Consider the following 25,270-nt stretch of genomic DNA (forward strand, 5'->3'; position numbering starts at 1 on the left):
CGGAACAGCAGCCCTTCCGCGGGAAGTTGTACAGTTATACGTGAGGACATAGACATACCTGTTAACTATGGGGATCAAGTAACCAAACGCCTTCCTGATTAATGGTCAACGTTTGTTCGCGTTCGCCACGCTGGCCTGTCACAGAAAACGTGTAATTGCCGGGTGCCAGCTGAAATGCCGCAAAACCGTTGGCTGCCGGAACAACCGCCTGCGGTTTACCATTCACCTCAACACGCTCGCCAGGCTGGAGCTTAATATAAACCTGTGCCACGGGTTCAGGCGGTGGCGCAACCGGTTCCTGTGGTTTTTCCGGTTCGGCCTGTGCGGTCTGGGTTTGCGCTGGCGTTGCTACCGGTTGTTCGACCGGAGGCTGAGAGGCCACCGGCGTTGCTGGCGCGGTCTCTGTCTGAGCAACGGTCGCAGGCTCAGCAGCCTCTTTATCGCCACTCGCCATCATCAGACCGACGCAAACCCCCACCAGCACGCCCGCCGCGACCAGGCCAGGCAGTGCAAAGCGGTTACGCATCAGTTTTTTCAGCGGCGTTGCAGGTGCAGCCGCTGTCTCATCCTCTTGCTCTTCCTGAACTGGTACCAGCATGGTGCCCGGCCCGCTGTACTTAACTTCAGGCAGCGGTTCAGGTGCTTTTTCTGGCAGCACCATTGAAGCCGCGAAAGCGTCAATGCTCTGCGGACGATCTTCCGGTTTCAGCGCCAGCGCGCGATCAACTGCGGCCAGCAAGGTCTGGCTGTAACCGGCCGGCGCGCGTTGCACCAGAGGTTGATAGTTATCTTCAATACTGCGCACCACACTGACCGGCGGCGGTGCGCCAGTGATTAATGTGTGCAGTACGGCGCCCAGAGCGTAAATATCGGTCCACGCGCCCTGCTCGCTTTCATCGTTATCGCTGTATTGTTCTATGGGCGCATAACCCGGACGCAGCATGGTTTCACTTTCATCAGAAAGATTACCGATGGTTTTACGTGCCGAACCAAAGTCCAGTAATACCGGCTCACCGTTGCTCTGGATTTGAATATTATCCAGCGAGATATCACGATGCAGATAGCCCGCATCATGGATCGTCTTGATGGCACCCAACAGCGGTGGCAGCAGGCGACGAATCCAGTTTTCATCAATCAGATGAGGATTTCGCTCACGCATGTTAGACAGCGTCGTGCCACTGTAGAACACCGTGCCCATATAGGCCGTGTCGTTTTGCACCCAAAAGCGCAGAACGTGTAGCAGGTTGGGATGATTAAAACGGGCCAGCAGACGCGCTTCCTGAATAAAGCTGTTCAGGCCCGCATGGAAGGTTTTACTGAAGCGTTCACTTCGCAATACCAGGTTCAGGTCATCGCTGCGCACGGCCAGCGACGCAGGCATAAACTCTTTAATGGCGATATCGCGCTCCAGCTGGTGGTCCCAGGCACGATAGACAATGCCGAAACCGCCGCCACCGATGACATCTTTTATTTCAAATTCGTTGAACCGGTAACCAATCGGAAGTGCATTGGGTACATTCTGGTGATTATCATTTTCCGACATATTCGAAAGCTCTCTGATAACAAACGGCTTTAGACAGCAAACTGGCAAACAAACTCGCCCTGATCACAGCTGACCTGCACGCGACGATAACGTTCATCACGGGCATGGGCGCTGAGCAGTATCTGGCTCATCTGCGGCAACAGGGTATTTGTCAGGATGGCATCGACCATGCGACCGCCAGACTCGACTTCCGTACAACGCTGCACGATCTGGCTGACCACCGAATCGTCAATAATGGCTTCAATACCGTGGTTCTCTTCCAGACGACGGACAATGCGCCCCAGTTGCAGCTTAACAATCTCTGCCAGCATCTCATCGCTTAATGGATAGTAAGGCACCACCAGCAGACGGCCTAACAGTGCAGGCGGGAACACCTCAAGTAAGGGTTTACGCAGAGCGGTGCTGAGCGCATCAGGATCGGGCATCAGTTCCGGGTCGGCACAGAGCGCACTGATCAGTTGCGTTCCTACGTTAGAGGTAAGGATGATAATGGTATTGCGGAAATCGATATGGCGGCCTTCACCGTCTTCCATCCAGCCCTTATCGAACACCTGGAAGAACAGCTCATGTACGTCTGGATGCGCTTTCTCAATCTCATCCAGCAGCACGACGCTGTAGGGACGGCGACGAACGGCCTCCGTCAGCACTCCACCTTCACCATAACCAACATAACCCGGCGGTGCGCCTTTCAGGGTTGAAACGGTGTGCGCTTCCTGGAATTCGCTCATATTGATGGTGATGATGTTTTGCTCACCACCGTAGAGTGACTCGGCCAGCGCCAGCGCGGTCTCGGTTTTCCCCACGCCCGACGGACCACAGAGCATAAAGACACCGACAGGTTTATTGGGATTGTCCAGGCGGGCGCGCGAGGTACGTACGCGTTTGGCAATCAGATCCAGGCCATGCCGCTGACCGATAACGCGCTGGTTCAGCGTGTCCGCCAGGTTAAGCACGGCGTCAATTTCATTTTTCACCATACGGCCCAGCGGGATACCGGTCCAGTCAGAGACCACCGCAGCAACAACGCTGGCGTCAACGGCGGCAAACAGTAACGGCGCTTCACCCTGCACCGCGTGCAGTTTCTGTCGGGTCTCGTCGAGCTGCTCACGCAGGGAGGTTTCCCCTTCCGTGACGCAACGTGCGCGCAGGGCAATCAGCTGTTCGACTAATTCACGCTCCTGCTGCCAGCGCGCGTCCAGCGCATCGCGCTCCGCTTCCAGTGCAGTGCGCTGCGCGGCAATACTGGCCTGACGCGTTTCATCACCCAGCCCCACTTTGGTTTCGCGTTCGGCGATTTCCGCTTCGATTTCCAGCGCAGCCAGACGGTGCAGGCAATCTTCCAGTGCGGCAGGCTGTGCCCCCTGGCTGACGGCAACGCGCGCGCAGGCGGTATCCAGTAACGCTACGGCTTTATCCGGTAGCTGGCGAGCGGGAATATAACGGTGAGACAGCTTCACGGCGGCGCTCACCGCCTCATCCAGCAACAGTATCTTATGGTGTTTTTCCAGCGCGCTGACGGTGCTGCGCAGCATCAGGATCGCTTTCGCTTCATCCGGCTCCTGCACCTGCACGGTCTGAAAACGTCGGGTCAGCGCCGGATCTTTTTCGATGTATTTTTTGTATTCTGCCCAGGTCGTCGCGCCGATGGTGCGCAACTGACCACGTGCCAGCGCCGGTTTTAACAGGTTGGCGGCATCGCCTGTGCCCTGCTGACCACCTGCCCCGACCAACGTGTGAATTTCATCGATAAACAACACAATCGGCGTCGGGCTGGACTGCACTTCATTAATCAGGGCCTGTAAACGCGCTTCGAACTCGCCTTTCATTCCGGCCCCGGCCTGCAACATACCAATATCCAGCAGCCACAACTGTACGTCGCGCAGCGGTGCAGGGACATCGCCGGCGGCAATGCGCAGCGCCAGGCCTTCCACCACCGCCGTTTTACCAACACCGGCTTCGCCAGTCAGTAAGGGGTTGTTCTGGCGACGGCGCATCAGGATATCCACCATCTGGCGGATCTCTTCATCGCGGCCCGCGACCGGATCGATTTTTCCGTCGCGCGCACGGGCGGTCAGGTCTTGCGCATACTGCGCTAAGGTGCTGTCGCCTGCCGCAGGGGGCGCGGCGGCCTCACCGGCTGGCTGCACCAGCGCCTGCTGAACTTCCTTGCTGTTAGCCAGCAAGGTATCAAACTGCTCCAGCAAGGCATCGGCATTCACACGTGAAAACTGCGCTGAAATGCCCTTCAGAACGCTGGCAAGCGTAAAGGTTTTTAACATTCCAATCAGCAGATGACCGCCACGAATGCGTGTCGCACCGTACTTCAGTGAGGCATAAACCCAGGCGCGCTCAACGGCGCTATCGATGTGTTCTGCGAGATCGGATACTGCTCCAGCACCGCGCGGCAGGCGGTCCAGTGCAGCGACGATATCCCGCGTCAGCGCGTTTTCATCCAGTGAAAAATGCTTAATCACCTGCTGAAGATCGCCATCCTGCTGCTGCATAAGCTGATGCAGCCAGTGCACCAACTCGACGTAGGGGTTGCCACGCAGTTTACAAAAGGCGGTCGCACTCTCAAGCGAGGTAAATAACAGCGTATCCAGTTTGCCGAATAGCACGGCACGGCTGATCTCTGACATATCGGTTCTCTTTATTGAAAGAAGCGGGCTAACTATCGGGGAAAGCGGTTGGGCTATGACGGCATCGCCTCAACCTCAAAGGCAAAATCTTCACGATCAACGGGCTGCGGTTGCTGTCCAAGCCAACTGGTGTAGCCCAGCCGGGCCGTACCGCCAAGGGTGATTCCCTTAACGGCTTCGGCCGCCAGAATCAGGCTGAGATCCCACTGCATCTCAATGCCCAGATAGTGACGTACCCAGTCACACACTTCGCGCGAGCCCTGTGCGTGGGGTAAAAAGCGTTCATATTGCTCGGCGCTGAGTGGGCCGATACGCAGACGAAAACGATGTTGCACATCACGCACAGCCACACCGAGAAAGGCGGATTCGCCAAGGCGTGGCATATGGCGTCCGGCAGACAGCCGGGCCTGATCGCGGCTGTCCAGTGATAACCACTGCGGCACGTTCTGTTGCAGCATAACCGGCACGGCAAAGTAATGACGCAGAATGCGAACCAGTCCTTCCGCATCGTGACCATGGCGACTGAGATGGCCTGACAGCATAAGACGGGCATGTAAACTCAGCGAACTGGCCTGCTGCTGAGCAGGTAAACCAATGCCCGCCACGCAGGCCAGATAATCCTGGAAGCGGCGATCGTCGCGGCGATCCAGAGAACTGGTGGGCTGTGAATTCGCCCAGGCCCGGTAAAACAGTAGCGTGGCACGATGGTGAAACAGATCGGCGAAGGCGCTCAGGCTGTGATCCTGATGGTGATCGATACGTCCGCGTACATATTCCGTCAGGTGCGTGGGCAAAGGGCCGTTAGGACCAAACAACCCAAAGCTGTAAATGGAGACGTCGTAGCGTTCGTCCTGCTCACGGGCTTTAACCTGTGACACGGTCGACGGTGCAAAGGCCAGGGATGGCTTTTGTCCAATACGCACGGCTTCAAATTTGGGCAGTGGCGCTTTACCTAAGGCATAACGCTGCCCACTCTGAGCGTCCAGCTTGCGTAACAGCTGAAACAGGTCATAGCGCCAGGGCGCGGCCATGACCGCCTGCCAAAAACCATCAGGCAGGCGAACGGCCCGCTGTAAAGGAATAACGTGCGCCGTCTCACTCATAGCAGGGCCTTTTTACCCATGCGCGGTGGCCAGTAGCCCACTTCGCCGCGCTGTTGGCTGCTCAGGGTGAATTCGGTAAAGCTGTTTAGCGCGACAAGGCGAGAAAAGACCCGCTCCAGCACGCTGCCAAACAGCCACGGACTGGCACCTGAAAATGCCTGTTCATCGACTTCAAGCGCAATACTGACGCCGCGTGCAAACACCACCGGCCCCGGTTCAGGCACCCGACGATGCACGGCTTTGAGGTTGCAGTGACGTATACCGTCAATCTGACGGGTTAACGGCGTTTCCGCCAGGCTGGCATATAAACTCAGCATCTGGCGCAGTGCAGCCGCGCCTTCGCCATCACTGCTGTCCATCAGGCTCAGATAGTTCATCTGCAGGTGGCTAACCAGTCGCCATGCTGACAGCCCTTCGGCCAGCGCCGGGCGCGGCGGCGTCGGGCCTTTGCACAACTTAAGCTGTCCGACCGGGATGGAGTCCGGCATAACAAAGTTGCCCTGCTCCTGCTGTAACAGCATCAACGGCAGATCACGGCTGGTACACATGACTTCAGCCGACAAATAGCGGATGTCACTGTTCCATGGCGTATGGTTTTGATCGACCAACGAGAGAAACACTTCAGAACCGATATAGCCTGTGCGAGTGCCATAGCGCATGGCGTGCTCAGATAATGTGCGCTGCTCACGACGCAGTGAGAAGTAAGCGCCATAATCTCCGCCATCATGGCTGAACGTGCTCCAGAATGGCCGGAAGATCTGCTCCTCGCGCTGCCCTTCCACTGAGGCAAATAAGCGCTTCACCGAATGTATCTCGTAGTCCAGCGGACGAATGTTATCGACCACCAGATGGTATTCATGCTGGCTGTCACTGACCTTAAGCCGTTCGGCCGTTTTGGGGAACAGGTTAATGACCGGTGTGCAGTGCAGGGCAAGGTGCGCGCTGTCTACCACGCTTTCCAGTGCCGCATCGGCTTTATCCAGCAAGATGACGATATCGAAAGACTGTGTGGTGTCGCAGCGGCGCAGGAAAGGTGCCAACTGGCGCAGACTGACAAACTGGAAACGAGCCGGAAAGGCGAAATATTCCTGCAACAGGCGATAACCGTCGAAATTGCGCAGATCGTCCGGCAACAATGCCTGTTCGGGTGCGAAGCCTTCCTGTTGCAGGGCATCATCGGGCAAAAACTGACGTTGCGGTTTTGCTTCCACGGACTGCAGGATGATGCCAACACGGTGTTGCATCAGCAGCTCCATCAGTTTCAGCGCCTGAATATCGGGTCCGCTCAGGAAGAACATGATGTCATCCAGGCTCATCTGGCTCAGCGAGGAAATGCCTTCGCAGGTAATGCGGATACGGAGTGCGCTGGAAGCTGCTGTCGATCCGACCGCTTTCAGTTCGCCTAAAGGGATGTCTGCCGGCACGCCGCCTAACGACACATCGCTGATACGCAGGGGCTGGAGCATGACATCGTGTGCGGTGGTGTAGCTACAGGTAACCCCGGTTTTTTTCAGGTTTTGGCTTTCCATCATCGTGCCGCGCGGCACTAAGAAACCGTTGCTGATATCACCTTTACGGCTGTCCGGTGTGAGCTGTGCTATCGCCATTGAGGGTGTCGGTGAAAGATAGCCTGGTGCCACCATTTCCAGCATCCGCTGGGAAAACCGTGGAAACTCGGCATCCATCTTTAACTGCACGCGCGACGTCAGAAAGGCAAAGCCTTCCATCAACCTTTCGACATAAGGATCGGCAACGTCAATACCGCGCATGCCAAGCCGCCCGGCGACCTTGGGATACTGGGCAGCAAACTCCGCGCCCATCTCGCGCAGATAGGCCAGTTCACGGTTGTAGTAATCGAGCAGCTTGCTGTCCATGATTAACCTGCATCCTGTAGTTCAAAATGGCCGCTCTCTAAATCAACCTGAGTGCGGAACAGAAACTCCAGCGGGTACGGCACGCACCATAACCGGCCTTTAATCTCAATCGATAACACGTTGTGCAGACTCAGGGAGGTCAGGTCGCTTACGCAGCGGACCTGCAAGCCCTGGGGTAAAATACGTGGCTCAAAATGCAGAATGGCATCGGTCATTTTGCGTTGCATATCCTGCCATTCAATATCCGAAATATTTTGTCCCGCCAGCGGTGCCACGCCAAAGTTCAGGACAGAACGCTGTACCTCAGTCAAACCAGTCAGATCGTGCTGCGCCTCGTTATTAATGGTGTTGAATAACCACTGGAGATCGCGCAGAACATTACGCCGCAGCGTACTGTGAGTAATAATGGAACTGTTGCCGGACTCGTTGGTTTTGTCTGGCGCGTCATCCGTCAGCCGATCCAGCAAGGAGGACTGAAGTTTGTCGCGCGCCGTTAGCGTGTCGCGATTTTTGCGCGCACGATAACCGCCATGCAGCTGCGAATAGCCGTCTCCGGACGAATTGTCATTACGACTCATGAGCTAACTCAGTTTCGTTGAAAATAAGCTGTTGCAGTGTCAGTACAGGATAGTCAGCGTCATCACTGAGCCACATCTTTTGCCCGTGTCCGATAAACTGACCGTCTTCGCTGTCTGAAGCCTGCCACTCGGTGACGCTGGCGCGCAGGAAACGTTCGTCTGCCTTGTCCTGCAAAGGATAACGTACCGGAATCTGGCAGATCTGTTCACTGCCATCCACCAGCTGCAGTCGGGTATGACGCCAGACCAGATCCGTGACGCTCGCCGGTGCCTGAAACTCCATTTCACTAATCGCAGCGAACGGAATCCAGTAATAACGTCCATTGGCGATGGCTTCACAGACCGGTCCGAAGCGACTGTCACCGTCCATTATCCAGGCAAACTGGCTTTCCCCTTCCTGGGTCGTGGCGGTGCCGGCACTGGCCTCTGCACTTTCCAGCGCCTGAGCACGCAGTGCCGTACCGGCGGCCTTGTCGCCTGCAATGTCTGCTTTCAGCGCGGCCAGTAAGACTTCGCACCACGGCCAGGCGCTGCCCGGCAGTTGCGGCTCAGCGTCACCGCGTAAAACCGCTGCACGTAGCTGTTCACCTTCGATGGCCTGTTGCAGCAGGGTCACGGTCGGCTGTGCCTGCGGCAGCATGGCCAGCCAGGATTTTAACTGCGTCTGTGCCCGGCTCCAGTTACCGGCAAGGCACAGCAGCTGTACAAAAGCCGCGCGTAAATCGACATCCGCGGGATTGGCCTGAATTTGCGCAGTGATGCTGGAGAGGTTTTCAGCCAGAGAAGCGCTAGCCAGCCGCTGTTGTAATGAGTCCATTCAAACTCCTTATGCCTTAGTTGATGGTGCGATAGACGGCTGCGGCCGGATCTTTAAGTTCCGGATGCAGTTTTTCCACCAACTGCACTTTGATTGATGCAGGGCTGCTTAACCAGGGTGACCAGATTTTACGGACTTCCTGCAGACGGGCACGCAAGGCGTTTTCGTCTGCGGCTTCACTGGCGGGCATCTCAACGACAACCTGATTTACCGCCTGCCAACCATTGAACTGTTGATTGAACGGCAACACCAACCAGCTGTCCGGTGATTTTTCATCACTGAGGACCATGCGCTCACTGTTGACGGTGGTGATGGTCAGCTCATCAACCGGCTGTTTATTATTCAGGCCCGACACCGGGAAACCCTGAAGAAAACTCACAGAAACCGATTTGGACGCGTCCTTACCCATTTGCGTTAGCGTGCTGTGTCCGCTTAACCAGCCATCTTTACCACAGGTTACGCCCTGCTTAGCGGGAACAAAGAGCGCACTGGACTGGGCGGGCTGATGCCACCAGGTGCGGAAATGGCAACCATCCAGCAAGCTGAACTGAAGCCAGGGCGTCGTATCTGCCGCCGGCGAGTTCAGTACCACCGGGGCGGCAGGTGCGGTCTGGGTGACGGGCTGCTGCACGGGCGCCTGCTGTACGGGCGGCTGCTGCGCAGACTGAACCGGTTGCACCGCGGCTGGCGGCGTGACCACAGGTTTCCACTGTTGGTTTTTTGCCGCCGTACCCGCAGACAGCGCGCCGCCGTCAGTATCGGTTAATTGCCAGTGCAACTGCTGTAACGGTTTACATTGTGACGCCATTAACCCGGCGACACGCGGCAGAAAATCATTCAGCACCGACGCCTCTTTGTCACCGTGCGTCACAATGCGCAGATTGACCGTGCTCTTACACCAGCTCGAAAGCTGGTTATCTTTTACATCATCAATCCAGACATCCAGTTTCTGAGTTGGCGACTGCACAATGCGATAGTTCTCTGCAAAGGCATGTGTACTCAACAGCAATGCAGTCAGGCCCACTAATCCATATTTCATGTTGGCGTTCTCAATCTCGAAGAGGGAAAAACTGCGCCGCATCAGACAGCGAGTGCAATAAGGTGGTGTCTTCTGGTGAACCTACCCACACAGCCATAGCGCTGAAGTTGTCCTGCTGACCACCCTGCGGTTGGCTGTTTTTGATAATTTGTTGCATCAGGGTCAGCCACTCTTCTGGCGTATTCACCATATGCAATGACTGCTGCATTTGTTCGAGCGTGACGCCATGCCAGAAACCATCCGTGCACAGCAAGAAAGCATCCCCGTCTTCAATAGGCACCACATCGCTGTAGCTGGCATCCCGCTGTTCATCGCCCATGCCTAACGCAAAATAGAGCAGGTTACTGTTAATGCCTTCCGTCTGGTGCCCGGCATCTTTCATTTGCTGGATCAGGCTGTGGTCGGTGGTAACGTGATAGAGATAGCCCCGACGAAACAGGTACAGGCGACTGTCACCTGCATGCGCCCAGTAAGCCAGTTCATAGTCTCTGTCGATAAACAAACTGACCAGCGTTGTCCCCATCCGGCTGTGCTGACTGTTTGCTTTTTGCTGTTGCCGAATCGCGCCATTGGCATAATTCACGTAATCGCGGATGGTTTGCGCATCCAGATGCGCATTCCCATCGAAGGCTTCCATCAGGCTACTGCGTGCAATTTTTGCTGCCACATCACCGCCCGGAAACCCTGCTACACCATCACACACCACAAAGCAGGCTGAACGTTCACCGATGCTCTCACCGGTTTGATCCTGATTGCTGGCGCGATCGCCCTGATTCGACGTGGAAGCAGTAGAGATATTCATGCGTCATCCGTGTGGGTTTGTGAGTCTTTATACTGATTTACTTCCATGTCATACGCGTGCAAGAAGGCTTCGCCAAACAAGGTATGGAAGTCATCTTCAATTTCACCGGCGGTTTCGCCATAGCGCTGGACAAAATGCTCCCACAACGCGGCTTTACGGCTACCCGGCAGACCAAGGCGCGACACAGAACCCGCCTGGCGTGCTTCGTCTTCAAGTTGATCGGGATTGAAGGATTGCAGCATGGAAGCAATGATGGCGCGAATACCGGCAATCATGCCTAACTGATGCGCCTGCAGATCGATCAGCGCGTCACGCACAGCCTGACGTGGTGGCATAAAGCCGGGCATACGGCTACCAAACATCTGCATCAGGACCGTCTTACCCGACGGCAGGAGCTTGAACGGGTTGTTGGCATCATCCAGGATCACGGTCATGTCGGCTTTCACACCGCGCTTTAAAATTGACCGTGAAGAAAGCAGTGCCACCGTTCCCTGCGAGAACATGCTGAGCATCTGGCCGAACTGCCGCATCTGCTCACGGTCGAACTGCGGCGTCGGTTGCAGGTCCTGTAAACCCATACCTTCCAGTAACGCATCCAGCAACTCACCTTTCAAGGCATCGCCACTGCTGCTGGTACTGCTCTGCTCTGCCCCACCGCTATTGTTGTGAGAGGCAACCGGATCGATACGCAACCGCCCTTTTGGCGTCGGTGAAGGCGTGCGCTGCACCGCCTGCGGTGTGGGTAAGGTAATGCCGCCATAATCAATCGGACTCTGTGCACCTTCAGGCTGGACAGGTTCCGGTTGAGGATCGAAAGCGGGATCGTGAGTGACCTGCGTTTCTGTGTGATCAAACAATGGCGAACTGCTTAAATCGGCCAACTCAACCGGTGCCGTATCAAGGATATCTGGCATCGGCTGGTGATTTTCTTTGTGCTGTAATGGCGCCGCTTGATGGAGCTCTTTCTGCTGTAAGGGTGCAGACTGATGGCTCTCTTTCTGCTGCAAGGGCGCAGCCTCAGGTGAAGAAAGCACCACATCAGGCTGGGCCAGCGGCACCGCACCGCTCATCATTAATCCCAGGGGATCGTCATGATGGCGCGGGTCCGGCGTTGCCTGGCTACCAAACAGATTTAACGGGTCCACGTCGGTGGACATTTCCTCTATTTTTGGCTGCCCTTGCGCGTTTTGTTTTGCCGACAAGGTACTGGGTGTGCGGTCATCAAAAATGCTTTCCTGAGCAAACAGCGCATCTTCTTCATCAAACAGGCTGCTTGTTTTAGGTTGCTGACCGATATCCAGGGGTTTATCGCTGATCAACTGCGCCAGCGGATCTTCGGGATTACGGTTCGCAGCGGTAGAAGTTAATGGATTCGCTTCAGGCATTTCTGGCGCGGGGCTTTTACGCTTCGATAAGTCGTCAGAAATCGAAAACTCTTTGGCAAGGCTGTCCCAGATCTCGCTTGGAATCGCTGCCGTACTGGCAGCGGCCGGGGCGGCCGAAGCCTGAACAGGGGCCGCATTGGGCACAGCCTGCGGCTTTGGCGCTGCCGCTAACGGTGGCTGTTGCGGTTGCTGCTCGCCATTGAGATCGTTTACCAGCAGGCGATAGTCGTCAATGCCAAGAACGTCCCCATCCTGCAACTCCACCTGGCGTCCCCGTTCAAGCGGGATGTCATTCAGCAGCACGCGCGTGACATTGCCACGGTTAGTCAGGCGGCATTCACCCTCAGCAGTGATGTGCACGATAGCCTGCAGGCGGGAAATAGTGCGGTCGTCGTCAGGCAGTACCAGATTATTATCCACGCCTCGACCAATTGTGCCGCCGGGAGGAAGAAAATCAAAACTTGTATGCGGCGGTTCATGGCCGGGTTTAGCGGTTATTATCGTAAAGCGCATCACGGATTCCTGCGGTTAGCTGTTCGACATCTATATCGCGCGTCTCTCGGAAAGAAAGGCGGGATATAGGTGTAAAGGAAGGTTACTTAAAAAATAAGATTTAAAGCTCAGCTAAAAATGAAAAAATGAAAAAATGAAAAAATGAAAAAATGAAAAAATGAAAAAATGAAAAAAATATTTTAATTGAACTTAGTTAATCCTGTAAGATCAATAAATTTTTTAACAACCACCAGATTTAACATCATGAAATAACACGACCAACGAAAGCCGATGGTATTTATACATGATACCATCGGCTTATTTTTATTACTTAGATTTCAAATAAAGCGTTTTCAACTCTTTGATATCTTTAGCTCCAGACGCACCAATTTTTTCCGTAAGTCCTTGATCAAGGGTAATATCACCACTTTTGTTATCAACTGAAAAAATAATTGATTCATCAGACGAAGCATTTGGAGAAGAAGCTTCATAAATCACAGCAATTTTTGTCGAAGTGTCATTATCTTTAGAGATGATACCAACCGACTTGGTTGAAGCACAGGTCTCGGCTTCCCAATTGTCAAAACCTATAGTAGGGATAACTTCACTTATGAGTGGTTCTTTCTTTGACCACCCGATAAAACACACATTATTATCCTGAGCGTTAAATCCATGACCAGAAATAAAACTACCAATTGTTTTATTATCGCTAATCAAAGCAAAACTTTGTCCATCAACCGGGGAACCACCGCTTATCATTTTATCGGTAGACTTTTTAAACAAATCCTTCTGAAATACTGCACTTTTTATTGGATGGAGATATGTTTTTGCAACCGCATTGCATGATGCCAGCATTGTTAAGACAATCAGTAAATAACGCATAATTTCTCCATCAACCTTTTAAAGCAATCTGATAATTATTAGCCAGTTTATTATCATAGTCGTTTTGTCTGTACTTAGGGCCATTATAGGTTCTGGCGAATGTGCTCCATTGCTTGTTTTGAAGAGCAGGAAGTAAATTCGGGGTGTTTTTGATGAAATTAACGAAGGCGTCTAATTGCCCCTGAACTGTTTCCATTGATTTTACAAAATCGTTAACACTTCCAAAGCCTGCAGCACGATAATTCTCGCCCATAATCTGAAAAGCACCCCAAGATGCAGATTGTAATGCAGCATTCTTATCAAGCGCTATTGCTTTGTTAAGCTTGCCATATTGAGCGCTAAATTTACCGTAACCACCAGAGTTTTTGTTAGAAATTTCAGGGTCACTATCATACTTACCATTAGTTAAGCGATGGAAATAATGTCTTTCGTATAGTATTGTCGGGCGTCCGTTTTCATCAAAAGCGCCACGAGGTGTCTCAGTCAGAACGACAGATTTTATAGCAGCTATTTCACATCCAAGCTCTTTTGCAGCCTGTGTTAATTGTTCATTACTAAATACTACAGCGCGAGTGGAGCGGTTCGTATTTGTGTGAAATGAAGAATGGACGATAAGATTACGCATAGTTATTCCATTAGGAGAAATAATCCCATCCGGATCTTTCATATGCACAACTTTATCCTGAAATTCTTTTATTCTATTAATTGTACCGGGGCCAATAATGCCATCAACATTCAACTTATTTGAAGGCGTCGTTACAACACTGTTTTTGTTCAATAATGTTTGAATAGTAACGACGTCAGCATAGAGATTCCTTTGTCCAATCCCAACAGCTGCACTGATCCTTGCCATATGCGAGCCTCATTTCCGAAAGAGTGATTAGAAGGAGCAGTAAAGGCCTCTTTTAAAAGAGGCCTTATCTATATTACGCTTCTTTATTTTCTTTAATGTTCCAGCCAGCGCTACTTTCAGCACCTTTACCGCCAGCAGAAGTCTGCTCCCAGTATTGCTGTTTCACTTTAGATGCCTGGAAAGCATAAGTCACACCCACGGTGTCGCCATTATCAGCACCGGTATACTGTACTGAGGTTACCAGGACATCATCTAGTGTGATACGCGTATACTCAACTTGCTGACCACCTGCTTTACAAACAGATAATTCAACTTTGGTGAGGTGCTTACCGCTTGCGCAATGCTTCAGGATTGCTGTGGTTGATTTGTCAACAAGCGCATTCACATGCAGGTCGTTGAAATTGACTTTACCTGCACCACCACCTCCGCCAACACTCATATTGCCGGGCTGAGACGCTCCCCATGAAAAGGAAGTGATATCAGTCCAGCCAGTGTGGTTTGAATCTTTTGATTCACCGGTAACACCTTCTACTTTCATGAACATATCAATAGCCATAATATTTACTCTTCGTTATGGAAAAAGTTGTCGCTTTCGAAAAAGCATCTATATGGCAAAGAGAAAAGCATGGGGCTGAATAAAACAGTCCATATTTTACTTTTGCCTCGACTTCGGGTGTTGCTACAGGCATCCCGAAAGATCCCACCACAATTAACCGCAATAGCAGGAGATTTTTTTGCTGTATGGGTATTTCAAATTAAGGTCTTTGTGCAAAAGGCAACGACACTTATAGAGTGAAACCATTATGTTGTGCACTCTGTTTCACCCAGATTACGCTGCTGAAATAAGCCTGAACACCGACAAACTGGTTGTAATAATTATTTCATCCGTTGTGCTCACACCGCCGTTATTTATAACGTAAAGGCAGGCGGAACATTATACTGACTAATGCACGAAGAAAGCGCGACACTCTTCGCGACAAACACCACTTTCGGAAAAGGTTTATTCCGCTTCGTCCCAAGCGATATTGTTAAAATGTGGGGTAAAACGTAAGCCAGCCATTTTTACTAAACGGCTTGCCTTCATGCAGAAGTACAGTGCGTTATGACAAAAAGAGCACACCCCGCAGGGCGTGCCTCATGTTTTAACGATTAGTTTTCATTCGACTTCAGCGAGGGCAGTTTTGATACCAGACGCAGTGATACCGTCAATCCTTCCAGCTGGTAATGCGGGCGCAGGAAGAATTTCGCAGCGTAATAGCCTGGGTTATCTTCCTGTTCTTCCACATTCACCTCTGCAGCAGCCAGTGGCTTGCGTGATTTGGTTTCCTGAGAAGAGTTAGCCGGGTCACCATCGACATAGTTCATCACCCAGTCGTTCAGCCAGCGTTCCATTTCGTCACGCTCGCGGAAAGAACCAATTTTGTCACGCACAATACACTTCAGGTAGTGAGCGAAACGGCAGCAGGCGAACAGATAAGGCAGACGAGCGGCCAGACGGGCGTTGGCGGTGGCATCAGCATCATGGTATTCCGCTGGCTTTTGCAGCGACTGCGCACCAATAAAGGCCGCAAAGTCGGAGTTTTTACGGTGAACTAATGGCATAAAGCCATTTTTCGCCAGCTCGGCTTCACGGCGATCGCTGATGGCGATTTCCGTTGGACACTTCATGTCCACACCGCCGTCATCGCTTGGGAAAGTGTGGCATGGCAGATCTTCCACTGCCCCGCCCGACTCTACGCCACGAATCGATGTGCACCAGCCATACTCTTTAAATGAACGGTTGATGTTAGCCGCCATCGCATAGGCTGCGTTAGTCCAGCTGTAGTTGCCGTGATCAGAACCGTCGGTCTGCTCTTCAAAATCAAAGCTGTCCACCGGATTGGTGCGGATACCGTAAGGCAGACGAGACAGGAAACGCGGCATCACCAGGCCCAGATAGCGCGCATCTTCCGACTCACGCAGGCTGCGCCATGCAGCATATTCGGTGTTCTGGAAGATTTTGGTCAGATCGCGTGGATTAGCCAGTTCCTGCCAGGATTCCATCTGCATAACGCTTGGGGCCGTACCGGTGATAAACGGACAGTGGGCCGCAGCACCGATACGTGCCATCTCGCCCAACAGCTCGACATCCTGCGGGCTGTGATCGAAATAGTAATCGCCAACCAGGCAGCCAAAGGGTTCACCACCAAACTGGCCATATTCCTGCTCGTAGATTTTCTTAAACAGTGGGCTCTGATCCCAGCCCACGCCTTTATAACGTTTCAGCGTGCGGCTCAGTTCCTGCTTAGAAATACTCATAAAGCGAATCTTGAGCATTTCATCAGTTTCAGTGTTGTTCACCAGGTAGCTCAGACCGCGCCAGGCGCTTTCCAGCTTCTGAAAGTCATCGTGGTGAATAATCTGGTTTACCTGCTGAGACAGCTTTTCGTCAATTTCAGCGATCAGCGCCTGAATCGTGCGGTAGGCATCGCTGGACATAGTAACGGTGTTTTCCAGCGCCTGCTGTGCCAGCGTTTTTACCGCGCTTTCTACCGCTTCGCGCGCCTGATCGCTTTTAGGACGGAATTCTTTGTTCAGTAACGCACTGAATTCATCCTGGCTAAAGCTGGCGCCGCCCTGCGATTGCGGTTGTTGAGAAGTCTGGTTCATTACTGCTCCTCCTTACCTTCAGGGGCATCGGGCTGCTTAGGCACGTGTGACAGCGCCTGCATCAGTGATGGGTCCTGTAAAATCTTACCGATAAGCTCTTCAGCCCCGTTTTTGCCGTCCATATAGGTCAGCAGATTCGAGAGCTGGGTGCGTGCTTCCAGCAGACTGTTCAACGGGTCAACTTTGCGGGCAATGGCATCTGGAGAAAAATCGTCCATGCTTTCAAAGGTCAGATCGATGTTGAGTTTGCCGTCGCCGTTCAGCGTGTTGTCTACCTGGAATGCGGCGCGTGGCTTCATGGCTTTCATACGCTCATCGAAATTGTCGATGTCGATTTCCATGAATTTACGATCGTCAACGCTGGCCTGCGGCTCCAGCGGTTTACCGGCTAAATCGGCCAGGACACCCATGATGAATGGCAACTGAATTTTGCGTTCGGCACCATAAACTTCCACGTCATATTCAATCTGAACGCGGGGCGCGCGATTGCGGGCGATAAATTTCTGCCCACTGGACTTCATTGTTGGCATGGTTCTCTCCATAAATAATGCGCGGGTATAGGCTCGCAGGAGGCGCGCAGGTCTCGCTGCGTAAAGGCTTGACTGTTAGCTTAGTCGCGGCGTCCAAAAATGTTCTCTAACTGATGTACACCATCGGGCGCGAGATCGCGAATGATGTCCAAAAAATCCAGTTCGATCAGGCGTTGTACCCTGTCTATCATCAGCGGCGCCGGATGACTCGGCTCATGCTGGCTGAAGTACTGTTTGACTTTTTCCAGCATAAGTTGGGCTTCTGCCCGAGAATTCAGTTGAGCACTGCGCCAGTCAGTCGCGGCACGCGGGGCGGCAGGAGTGGCCTGACGCTCGGTTTCCGGTGCTGACTGCACCGCAGCCGCCAGTGAATGTAATGATTCGATATCCGTGGCCTGGCAGCGCTCATTCAGCATCGCAATGCTGCGCTGCAGCTGACTCATATCCGGTAAGGCCGTTTCATCCAGTTTTTCCACCACAAAGCGGCGAATATTCTGCAAACGCTCGGCAATGTTCTGGATGGCCGCAATGCCCGGTTGTTCGCCGCGCGCCAGTTCGTCATTGAGACGTGGCAGCCCACCTGGGTAGTCGGCCACCTCTGTTTTGCTGCCGTCACACAGGGCTGAGGCATCACGCAGTGTAATACCGTCGGACGCATAGCGCATGAGCCATGACTGACGCACCGCGCCGGTCAGTGCCGACTGATCGCCCAACACCGCGAGCGCATTGATGCGGTAAAAAGGATCATGCTCGCCATCTTCTTCGAGGCGGGGCCAGAGCGGCTCCCAGTACTGCAGCATGGCCTGCTCAATCAATTGCAGACCCTGGGCATAACCTGGCAGTCCTTTGAGGCGCGTCCAGGCATGTGTCAGCGTCAGCATGACGCGTAAATCTTTGCTGCGGGTCAGTAGCTCCAGCGCCAGCTTTTCCACTTTATTCCAGTCGGCGGGTTCAGCCGGGATAATAGTGCTACCGAACTGCTGTTCGCCTTTCCCCACACTGGCCTGTTCCATCGCCTGAAAATCCGCATCGTACTCCAGGTTTTCACCGCACGGATTATCGTGGCTTACCGGTATCAGCAAGGTGTCAATATCAATACTCATCCGCTTCGCCTCATGATTCAAACATAGGAGGATAAAGTCCATTTCGTCCCGGCTTTGCACCGCCCGCCGGATCAAACAACAGTGAAAATAACTGCGCCGTTAAGTTTCCACTGTGGACATGGGTATAAAGCGGGAAGCCATCGCTCTGATTCGTCCACCAGAAACTGGTCTGGAACTGGGGATCAAAGCTTTGTGACGGCAAATGCCAGCTCAGTGTTGAATCTTGTTCTCCGCTGCCGATAACCGCCAGAATATCCGATGACTCCTCGTCCTGCTGAGGCTGAGGCAGTGGAATACTCAACAGCGCCTGGTCGAACTGCTCGGGTGTTCCGCCATCCTGCACCGCGCGCAATAAGGTATTCCCCATCTGGTGATACCAGTCGCCCGTGCGTGCCAGTAATGAAGGCATCCATTCGGTCGGCGTAAAATAACGTAAGGCGCAGAGTGGATAATGGCGTCCCACGCTGTCACGTGCGGCCGTCAGACAACCCATTTGGATCAGTTGTGTGCCGAGCATGGGCGGCACCACAAAGTTCCACACCGGCGCTTTAAGAAAAGCCCGTGAGGGGGCATTTTCGCCTTCAGCACTGGTTTGCCAGTGATGCAATCCCACCTGAAACCAGTTAGACCACTGGCGCTGCAAGGTATCGGGAAAGCGTCGTTTCACAAAATCACCCGAACTGGGCAGTTTACCGTACCAGCCAGGTGCTGCGTAATGGGTCATAGTCAGATCCTGTTTCAGGGACAGCTAAATGCGGGTAGCTGGAAAGGATTACGAATGCTGCCAGGCGTGAATGACAGCGTCACATTATGACCATCCACACTGAAGCTGGCTTCGCGAGTCAGCCCACCTACCGACGTTACCCGCGCGCGGTCAAAGAAGCGGTTGAGCGCCCATGGGCCGCTGGTGGTCAGGGTCGAGGTGGTGCCATTCGTCAGACCCAGTTGCATACGTACCTGACTTGTCCCGCCCGGACCGGGCCAGCTCACTAACTGCACAGCCTGTGGTCCATGACTATAGCGTAAAATCTGTCCATCCACGTCCAATGTCATATTCAGGATATCGTTATCCATCTTCACCGTACGCAATGTCACGCGGAAGGATGGCGTGGTAGCGCCATTGGCAAAGAAGGCATCACGAATCGACTGAGCCTGCTGGAAAGGACGCAGTAAGGCTTCGCCGCCGGGTAACGTTTTACCGTCAATGCCGGGCGTGAAACGCCATGCGGCACGTGTGGTATCCACTTTGCTGGCCAGATTGTCACGGAAAAAACTGTCCATCAGTCCGGTGCCCGGTGCAAACATGCGCGCCAGATCATCCGGTGTGACTTCGCTTCGTCCATTACGCACCAACGGGTAACGACCTGCGATAGCCTGACGGCAGAAACTGCCCACCTCCATGGTGATGCGTTTCCGGACATTATCCATATCGCGACGTTGTGCATCGCTGCTGGCGCCGACAGCCATACCGGACACCATATTTTGCAGCGAGCCAGGCAAGCGTCCGGCGCTGGCCTGCAGACGGCTTATCGCATCACCAGAAGGCGGTGGCATACCGCTGTTGGCGGCATCCTGCACGGCAGTCAGGTAGCGATAAAGATCGTCAATCTGCTTCAGGAAATCATCGACGGCCAGCACTTTGCTGCCTTGCTGCAACGGCTGTGCGAGTTCAATAATCGGCGCAAAATGCGCGGTGACCGCTTGCTCAGGCGTTTGCTGCACGGCTGCCTGTTCACCGTTGGTACGTGGCGAAGTAAACAGCGCCTGTAGCGTTCGGGTCGCACTGTTATCTGAAGATGCAGACGGGTCTTTTGCGTTCTTGTCTTCAGGCTGTGCGCGGGTCAGCGTGAGCTGTTTGCTCAGGTTAATCACCAACTGGCGCAACGGTGAATGATTGCCTGACAGCAGGCGTGCCGTATTAATACGCTGCGTCAGATCGGCATTACTGTTGAGCTGAATGTCGCTGAGAAACTGCTCCCACTGACGGATGTAGTCCTGAATATACAGCTGGCGCACCGCAAGGTCGGTTTGTTTGCTGTCTTCATGGGCTGTCTCGGCACCCAGCACCCAGGTATCATCCTTGTAGAGCGCATCCGTCACCGGCGCGATCTGTTTATCAACATGATTCCAGTAACCGTCTGGCGTAAAGAGCCCGGACACGCCGTCGTTGACTGACTTACCGCTTTTACGTGAAAACACCAGTTCACTTTGTGGCCCGCCCAGGGCTGACAGGGTAACCGGTGACAGTGAGCCATCGCGTTCCAGCAGGCGTTTCAGGCGTCCGTAAACGCGCTGTGACAGCGGCATCTGACTAATCAGCGCCTGCTCGCGCTTTACCAGCGCATCATCCTTCGCATAAGGCGAGGACTGTATCTGCGTCTCCAGGAGCTGCTGCAGATGCCACGCCAGTTGCTTCACTTCTGCCTGGGTCACGTCCTGCGGCAATTCGCGAGAAATGTTTAACATCATCCATGCCTGGAGAAATTTACCGTCGTAGTGTTTTGGCTGGTACAGCATCTGATAAGCCTTGAGCGCTTCATAGCTGTAGTCGGCATCACTCCCGGTGTCATTGCGCAGCCAGCGGGTAATGTTCTGTGCAACCTGTGGCATCAGCAACTGCTTCAGCGCCCGGTCATACAAGGCCTGGGTGGCATCACTGACTTCCGTTCCGCGGTACAGGCCCATCCGGCGCGTAAGCGGGGGATGATCCAGAGAAAAGGATTCACTTTCAGGAAGGTGCAGCAGCGTGTTGAGATAAGGCACCAACGCAAACAGGTTGCCATTCACCTCTTTTTGCAGCTTGTCGCCCAGTTGCTCAACCTGTGGGCTTTTCGCGGCCATCTCCTGCAGGTAGGTTTTGTTTTTGTTATAACTCACCAGCCACAGTGCACCCGCAATCAGTACAATGACCAGTAACGCAACATAGCCAGACCACAAGCCCACCCGGTTACGTAATTCCCACCAGCGGTTACTGCCAGCCAGACCGGACTCCTGGAAGATGACATTTTCCAGCACGCCCTTAAGGAAAAAGCTCTGGCCTTTGTTTTGCGGAATCGGTGCGTCTTTATCGACCTTGTCCCAACTGCCTGATTCCCCTTGCTGTTGGCCCGGCAGATGCAGCGCGCGTGTCAGTTCACCCATCACGCGGTCAAAGGGTAATCCTTCCTGCGTACCGCTGGCGAAGTAGATACCGCGCGGCGCAAACTGGGTTTCAAAATCGGAACGTGCAAACAGGATATCCAACGCTTCGGCCAACTGTGGGCGCAGCGCGGCAAATTCCTGTGGAAACAGGTAGCTTTCGGCACGAGCCTGAGCATCACTTTCCGCCAACAGGACATCAGCAAGTCCCGCATCCAGTCGCTGTTGCAGCAGCGAATATTCCTGCTGAAACTGGCTGCTGAGTTCAAAGTCTGCCGTTGATGCTTTTGCCCAAGGGAAAGTAAAGCCCCAAATCTGCTCGCGCTGTGCCTTGTCCAGGCTGGAAAAATAGCTGCGGAAGCCTTTTAACAGGTCGGTTTTGGTAACCAGAACGTACACCGGGAAACGGATACCGAGTTGGTCATGCAACTCCATCAGTCGCTGGCGCAACGCCACCGCCTGATTACGCATGGCCTCAGGTGACTGAGATAACAGATCCGCCACACTCAAGGTCACGATGACGCCGTTAACCGGCTGGCGTCCACGGTATTTACGCAGGAGTTCAAGGAACTGATGCCATTCACCGGCATCCCGCTCCTGCTGGCTTTCCTGGGTGGTATAACGTCCTGCTGTATCGAGCAACACGGCTTCGTTAGTAAACCACCAGTCGCAGTTACGCGTACCACCAATCCCGCGCAGTGCGGCCTTACCAAACTTATCCGCCAGTGGGAACTGCAACCCGGAATTCACCAGGGCCGTCGTTTTACCGGCACCCGGTGCGCCGATAATCATGTACCACGGCAGTTGATAGAGATATTGATGACTGAAGCGCTGTGCCCAGAAAGGCGCACCTTTACTGCTCTGACGCTGAAAGTGTGCTTTTTTAAGCATCTCTGTGGCTTCAGAGAAGCGAGTCGCCAGGACCTGATCTTCACTGGTCAGACGCTTGCGGTCTTCTTCCGGCGCATCCGACTTATTACTCTCCAGGCTGGACATCAGTTTCCGGTTCAGCCAGTAGTTGTAAACGCGCGGAATTGCCTGACTGAGGCCCCAGACGACATAGAGCAGCGCAATGCTGATCATGCGGTTCTGTTCAGACTCCAGCGGGCGAGAATCCACAATTGAGAACACCGGGCCGATAACCCAGATAATAAATGATAACGCGGTAATACCGACAAAACCCCAGGCCAGACGGCTGGTCAGTACCGCAAATAGTACGTTCAGCATGGATTAGTTCCCTCTCGCCAGGCCGTTGAGTTCAGCTTGCGTCGTATCAGGTGCGACCTGCAATGTAATCTCGACACGACGATTACGTGCGCGGTTTTCTGCACTGTTATTCGGCACCAACGGATGCGTTTCGCCACGCCCTTCCGCTTTAACGCGTGATGGTTTAGCCAACTGTTTTTGCAACACGGTCTGCACGGACTGGGCTCGCGCCAGTGACAGCTCATAGTTGGACGCGAATCGGGCACTGCGAATCGGAACGTTATCGCTGTAGCCCACCACCAGAATTTTCCCACTGACATTATTCATGGCTTCAGCAATACGCTGGATGACCGCGTCATAACGTCCGCGAATCTCTGTCGAGCCGGATGCGAACAGGCCATCCCCTTTCAGCGTCACCACGCTTTGATCTGCCTCGTCGCGCACGGCAACCAGGCCTTCGTCGATTTCAGGCTTGAGGAAGGACTTCAGGTTCAGGGACGGCGGCGGCGGCGGTGCCGGATTGCGGATCTGCACTTCTGGCAGCGTCGTCTGATAAATTTTTGCCAGGACTGGCGAGGTGTAATCCCCCAGGCGCCAGTTCAGCACAATATAGAACAGGCAGGCAGCCAGCCCGGCCAGCGCCGCGCAGGCCCACAGCGGAATCATCGGTCGCCACAGTTTGCGCAATACTGGCTGGTCAGTCGGATGCGGCGATAACGCAGCGGCAAAGCTGCCCCTGACGCTTCGAATCATCTGCAACAGACGCTGTTTAATGGTATCCAGTTGAGAACGGCCATTATCTAAAACCCGATAGCGCCCTTCAAAACCAAGCAGTAAGCAGAAATAGATCAGCTCCAGTAACAGGATGTGCTGACGCGGATTTTGCGAAAGCTTAGCCAGCAACTGGAAAAACTTTTCACCGCCCCAGGTTTCATTGTGGAAGGTCACCAGCAAGCCATTACTGGTCCACACGCCACGGCTTCCCCAGGGCGTCAGTGCTGCAGCTTCATCAAGCGCCGTACATAAACAATAACGCGCGCCTACGATCACCTCATAACTCAGACCGGACTGCTGGCAGGCCAGCTCGAAACGGCGGATCTGGTCGATAAGCTGTTGACGTAAACGTGCGGGATCGTCATGCGACACGGAGTGACGAATCTGTGGAATCGCGTTAATCAGCGGATTAGCGGCTGCCACCAAAATATTCTGATGGCTAAGATCCTGCTGAAATGCATCACTGTTCGGTTTATTTTGTTCCTGCATCATGCCTGCTCAGTTTGAATTATTCTGACTGACTGCGAATGGCCCAGAACTCCATGTTCAGGCCCGGAAAATCACCGGCAAGGTGCAGCGCGAAGGCACCCGATCGTTCCATCTCCTGCCACAGCTCGCTGTTCTTATCCAACTCAAAATAGCTGTAACCTGCATGCCATGGGATCTGCGGCGGCGCGCCCGGCATGGCTTTCAGGGCAAGGCCCGGCAACTGCAACTGCACGAGGTCGCGAATTTTCGTGACGGGGGCGACCTTCATTTGCGCCGGGAAATGCGTTTTCAGGGCTTCGGCTGGCACACTGGCTTTCACTGCCAGCACAAAGCCAAACTCGCGCACCATGCTGTTATCCGGCACGGTTGCGACATTCAGGCCGTGTGAACGTTGGGTCAGTGGTAACTGGATAGCGCTCTCTTCCATGACCTGTGACAGCCCCTGGCGCAACAACAGCGTGAGGCGCGAGAAACAGCCCTGGAGGTCATCATGGTCATAGAGGGGAAAAGCATCGGGCGTGCGAGCCTCCGTCCACGTTGCCAGCTCAGCAGCCAGCTGCAGCCAGTGGCTGTAGAGGGTTTCGGGATGCAATAGCGGCAGGTGTTGCAGATGCGCATGCAGGCCTAACTGGCGATTGAGCAGTGCCAGCAGCATAAAATCCACCATATCTGCGCTGTTAAAACGGCCTGTGCCGGGTGCACGTTGGCTTAACTGCTGGCTACGCTGCTGAATCATGCCGTGCAGGTCGGTCATCATGCTCTGGAGCGGACGACTGCCAGCAAGGGTAAGTGTGGGGGGAATGTAGTCATTGTCTAACCGAATGTGGTTGTCACTGCGTTTTTCAACGATCTGGGCAACGCCCATCGCTGTCCATTCTGCGGTCAGATCTTGCTCCAGCATCAAACGCAGGCGCAGCTTGCCAAACTGGACGGTGGCCGTCCCGACAGCCTGCGCATTATCATCTTCAACTTCCGCTTCCCAGGCCAGATAGCGCGCCAGCGAATCCGGTGAATCCTGAAAGGTCACGGCTTCACGTCCGTTACGGCGAGCAGGAATCGCCAGGACCACTTTAGCGCGGTCTATATTGCCCGGCACATCCAGCGGTGCAGGCCCGTGTTGCGGCTGGCTGAAGGAAAAAAAGGTACCATCTGGCAAGCATCCGCTGGCGGCACTGAGCGCCAGTTTACCCTGCCGTAACAGAGCTTCATCAAATTCGAGATCGAAAAATCCCCAAACGTAAGGACGTTGCGACTGGCCCCATTCACGCAGTGCGTTTTGCAGAAAGTTTTCTGCCTGCTGGAAATGGTGGGGACGTAAAAACATCCCTTCCGCCCAAACAACCTTTTCGGCTCTGTTCATAATCATCCTTTGAA

Annotated in this window: 19 protein-coding genes; all 19 read right to left on the minus strand. The window is 53.8% G+C overall.

Annotated elements, in window-relative coordinates; translation table 11 throughout:
• Positions 1 to 61 precede the first annotated feature (61 nt).
• Positions 62 to 1,543, minus strand: coding sequence for a serine/threonine protein kinase (locus tag NR177_RS03835; RefSeq protein WP_256852331.1), 1,482 nt, complete (start codon positions 1,541 to 1,543; stop codon positions 62 to 64).
• A 29-nt stretch (positions 1,544 to 1,572) separates the two neighbouring features.
• Positions 1,573 to 4,182 (minus strand): type VI secretion system ATPase TssH, encoded by a 2,610-nt coding sequence (gene tssH, locus NR177_RS03840; protein ID WP_109717282.1) that lies wholly within the window; start codon positions 4,180 to 4,182, stop codon positions 1,573 to 1,575.
• 53 nt (positions 4,183 to 4,235) lie between these two features.
• Positions 4,236 to 5,285, minus strand: coding sequence for a type VI secretion system baseplate subunit TssG (tssG, locus tag NR177_RS03845; protein ID WP_096010731.1), 1,050 nt, complete (start codon positions 5,283 to 5,285; stop codon positions 4,236 to 4,238).
• Entirely contained in the window at positions 5,282 to 7,159 is a 1,878-nt protein-coding gene (tssF, locus tag NR177_RS03850; RefSeq protein ID WP_063880048.1) for a type VI secretion system baseplate subunit TssF, read from the minus strand. Before tssF ends, tssG begins: the two co-directional genes overlap by 4 nt.
• A gap of 2 nt (positions 7,160 to 7,161) precedes the next feature.
• Positions 7,162 to 7,737, minus strand: a complete 576-nt coding sequence (gene tssE / locus NR177_RS03855; protein ID WP_063880049.1) for a type VI secretion system baseplate subunit TssE — start codon at positions 7,735 to 7,737, stop codon at positions 7,162 to 7,164.
• Complete coding sequence (locus NR177_RS03860; protein WP_063880050.1) at positions 7,727 to 8,554, minus strand: type VI secretion system accessory protein TagJ; 828 nt, start codon at positions 8,552 to 8,554, stop codon at positions 7,727 to 7,729. The genes tssE and NR177_RS03860 overlap by 11 nt, the downstream gene beginning before the upstream one ends.
• Positions 8,555 to 8,570: 16 nt before the next feature.
• Positions 8,571 to 9,593: a hypothetical protein gene (locus NR177_RS03865; RefSeq protein WP_256852332.1), complete on the minus strand. Its 1,023-nt coding sequence runs from the start codon at positions 9,591 to 9,593 to the stop codon at positions 8,571 to 8,573.
• Positions 9,594 to 9,603: 10 nt separating this feature from the next.
• Positions 9,604 to 10,395 carry a PP2C family serine/threonine-protein phosphatase gene (locus NR177_RS03870; protein WP_013026239.1) on the minus strand — a complete coding sequence of 264 codons (792 nt, stop codon included), beginning with the start codon at positions 10,393 to 10,395 and terminating at the stop codon, positions 9,604 to 9,606.
• Complete coding sequence (tagH, locus tag NR177_RS03875) at positions 10,392 to 12,293, minus strand: type VI secretion system-associated FHA domain protein TagH (protein WP_256852333.1); 1,902 nt, start codon at positions 12,291 to 12,293, stop codon at positions 10,392 to 10,394. Before tagH ends, NR177_RS03870 begins: the two co-directional genes overlap by 4 nt.
• Positions 12,294 to 12,599: 306 nt before the next feature.
• Positions 12,600 to 13,154: a hypothetical protein gene (locus NR177_RS03880; protein WP_096010735.1), complete on the minus strand. Its 555-nt coding sequence runs from the start codon at positions 13,152 to 13,154 to the stop codon at positions 12,600 to 12,602.
• A gap of 10 nt (positions 13,155 to 13,164) precedes the next feature.
• Complete coding sequence (locus NR177_RS03885; RefSeq protein WP_096010736.1) at positions 13,165 to 14,007, minus strand: N-acetylmuramidase family protein; 843 nt, start codon at positions 14,005 to 14,007, stop codon at positions 13,165 to 13,167.
• Between the two features lie 73 nt (positions 14,008 to 14,080).
• On the minus strand, positions 14,081 to 14,563 hold the full coding sequence (locus NR177_RS03890) for a type VI secretion system tube protein Hcp (protein WP_172897195.1): 483 nt from the start codon (positions 14,561 to 14,563) through the stop codon (positions 14,081 to 14,083).
• A 593-nt stretch (positions 14,564 to 15,156) separates the two neighbouring features.
• The gene (tssC, locus tag NR177_RS03895) at positions 15,157 to 16,656 is read right to left on the minus strand and encodes a type VI secretion system contractile sheath large subunit (protein WP_063880060.1); all 1,500 of its coding nucleotides are present in this window, start codon (positions 16,654 to 16,656) and stop codon (positions 15,157 to 15,159) included.
• Positions 16,656 to 17,186 (minus strand): type VI secretion system contractile sheath small subunit, encoded by a 531-nt coding sequence (tssB, locus tag NR177_RS03900; RefSeq protein WP_063880061.1) that lies wholly within the window; start codon positions 17,184 to 17,186, stop codon positions 16,656 to 16,658. The genes tssC and tssB overlap by 1 nt, the downstream gene beginning before the upstream one ends.
• Positions 17,187 to 17,266: 80 nt before the next feature.
• The gene (gene tssA, locus NR177_RS03905) at positions 17,267 to 18,289 is read right to left on the minus strand and encodes a type VI secretion system protein TssA (protein WP_256852334.1); all 1,023 of its coding nucleotides are present in this window, start codon (positions 18,287 to 18,289) and stop codon (positions 17,267 to 17,269) included.
• Between the two features lie 10 nt (positions 18,290 to 18,299).
• The gene (gene tagF / locus NR177_RS03910) at positions 18,300 to 19,013 is read right to left on the minus strand and encodes a type VI secretion system-associated protein TagF (RefSeq protein WP_063880063.1); all 714 of its coding nucleotides are present in this window, start codon (positions 19,011 to 19,013) and stop codon (positions 18,300 to 18,302) included.
• Positions 19,014 to 19,027: 14 nt separating this feature from the next.
• Entirely contained in the window at positions 19,028 to 22,654 is a 3,627-nt protein-coding gene (tssM, locus tag NR177_RS03915) for a type VI secretion system membrane subunit TssM (protein ID WP_063880064.1), read from the minus strand.
• A gap of 3 nt (positions 22,655 to 22,657) precedes the next feature.
• Positions 22,658 to 23,899: a DotU family type VI secretion system protein gene (locus tag NR177_RS03920; RefSeq protein WP_063880065.1), complete on the minus strand. Its 1,242-nt coding sequence runs from the start codon at positions 23,897 to 23,899 to the stop codon at positions 22,658 to 22,660.
• Between the two features lie 16 nt (positions 23,900 to 23,915).
• A complete protein-coding gene (tssK, locus tag NR177_RS03925) occupies positions 23,916 to 25,256 on the minus strand; it encodes a type VI secretion system baseplate subunit TssK (RefSeq protein ID WP_063880066.1) in 1,341 nt (446 codons plus the stop codon).
• Positions 25,257 to 25,270: the final 14 nt, after the last annotated feature.

The organism is Pantoea sp. Fr+CA_20 (assembly GCF_024520835.1).
Classification (GTDB): domain Bacteria; phylum Pseudomonadota; class Gammaproteobacteria; order Enterobacterales; family Enterobacteriaceae; genus Pantoea; species Pantoea allii.

Coding starts and splice junctions, on each gene's coding strand:
- NR177_RS03835 (WP_256852331.1), bottom strand. CDS start 1,543: ATGTCGGAAAATGATAATCACCAGAATGTACCCAATGCACTTCCGATT.
- tssH (WP_109717282.1), bottom strand. CDS start 4,182: ATGTCAGAGATCAGCCGTGCCGTGCTATTCGGCAAACTGGATACGCTG.
- tssG (WP_096010731.1), bottom strand. CDS start 5,285: ATGAGTGAGACGGCGCACGTTATTCCTTTACAGCGGGCCGTTCGCCTG.
- tssF (WP_063880048.1), bottom strand. CDS start 7,159: ATGGACAGCAAGCTGCTCGATTACTACAACCGTGAACTGGCCTATCTG.
- tssE (WP_063880049.1), bottom strand. CDS start 7,737: ATGAGTCGTAATGACAATTCGTCCGGAGACGGCTATTCGCAGCTGCAT.
- NR177_RS03860 (WP_063880050.1), bottom strand. CDS start 8,554: ATGGACTCATTACAACAGCGGCTGGCTAGCGCTTCTCTGGCTGAAAAC.
- NR177_RS03865 (WP_256852332.1), bottom strand. CDS start 9,593: ATGAAATATGGATTAGTGGGCCTGACTGCATTGCTGTTGAGTACACAT.
- NR177_RS03870 (WP_013026239.1), bottom strand. CDS start 10,395: ATGAATATCTCTACTGCTTCCACGTCGAATCAGGGCGATCGCGCCAGC.
- tagH (WP_256852333.1), bottom strand. CDS start 12,293: ATGCGCTTTACGATAATAACCGCTAAACCCGGCCATGAACCGCCGCAT.
- NR177_RS03880 (WP_096010735.1), bottom strand. CDS start 13,154: ATGCGTTATTTACTGATTGTCTTAACAATGCTGGCATCATGCAATGCG.
- NR177_RS03885 (WP_096010736.1), bottom strand. CDS start 14,007: ATGGCAAGGATCAGTGCAGCTGTTGGGATTGGACAAAGGAATCTCTAT.
- NR177_RS03890 (WP_172897195.1), bottom strand. CDS start 14,563: ATGGCTATTGATATGTTCATGAAAGTAGAAGGTGTTACCGGTGAATCA.
- tssC (WP_063880060.1), bottom strand. CDS start 16,656: ATGAACCAGACTTCTCAACAACCGCAATCGCAGGGCGGCGCCAGCTTT.
- tssB (WP_063880061.1), bottom strand. CDS start 17,186: ATGCCAACAATGAAGTCCAGTGGGCAGAAATTTATCGCCCGCAATCGC.
- tssA (WP_256852334.1), bottom strand. CDS start 18,289: ATGAGTATTGATATTGACACCTTGCTGATACCGGTAAGCCACGATAAT.
- tagF (WP_063880063.1), bottom strand. CDS start 19,013: ATGACCCATTACGCAGCACCTGGCTGGTACGGTAAACTGCCCAGTTCG.
- tssM (WP_063880064.1), bottom strand. CDS start 22,654: ATGCTGAACGTACTATTTGCGGTACTGACCAGCCGTCTGGCCTGGGGT.
- NR177_RS03920 (WP_063880065.1), bottom strand. CDS start 23,899: ATGATGCAGGAACAAAATAAACCGAACAGTGATGCATTTCAGCAGGAT.
- tssK (WP_063880066.1), bottom strand. CDS start 25,256: ATGAACAGAGCCGAAAAGGTTGTTTGGGCGGAAGGGATGTTTTTACGT.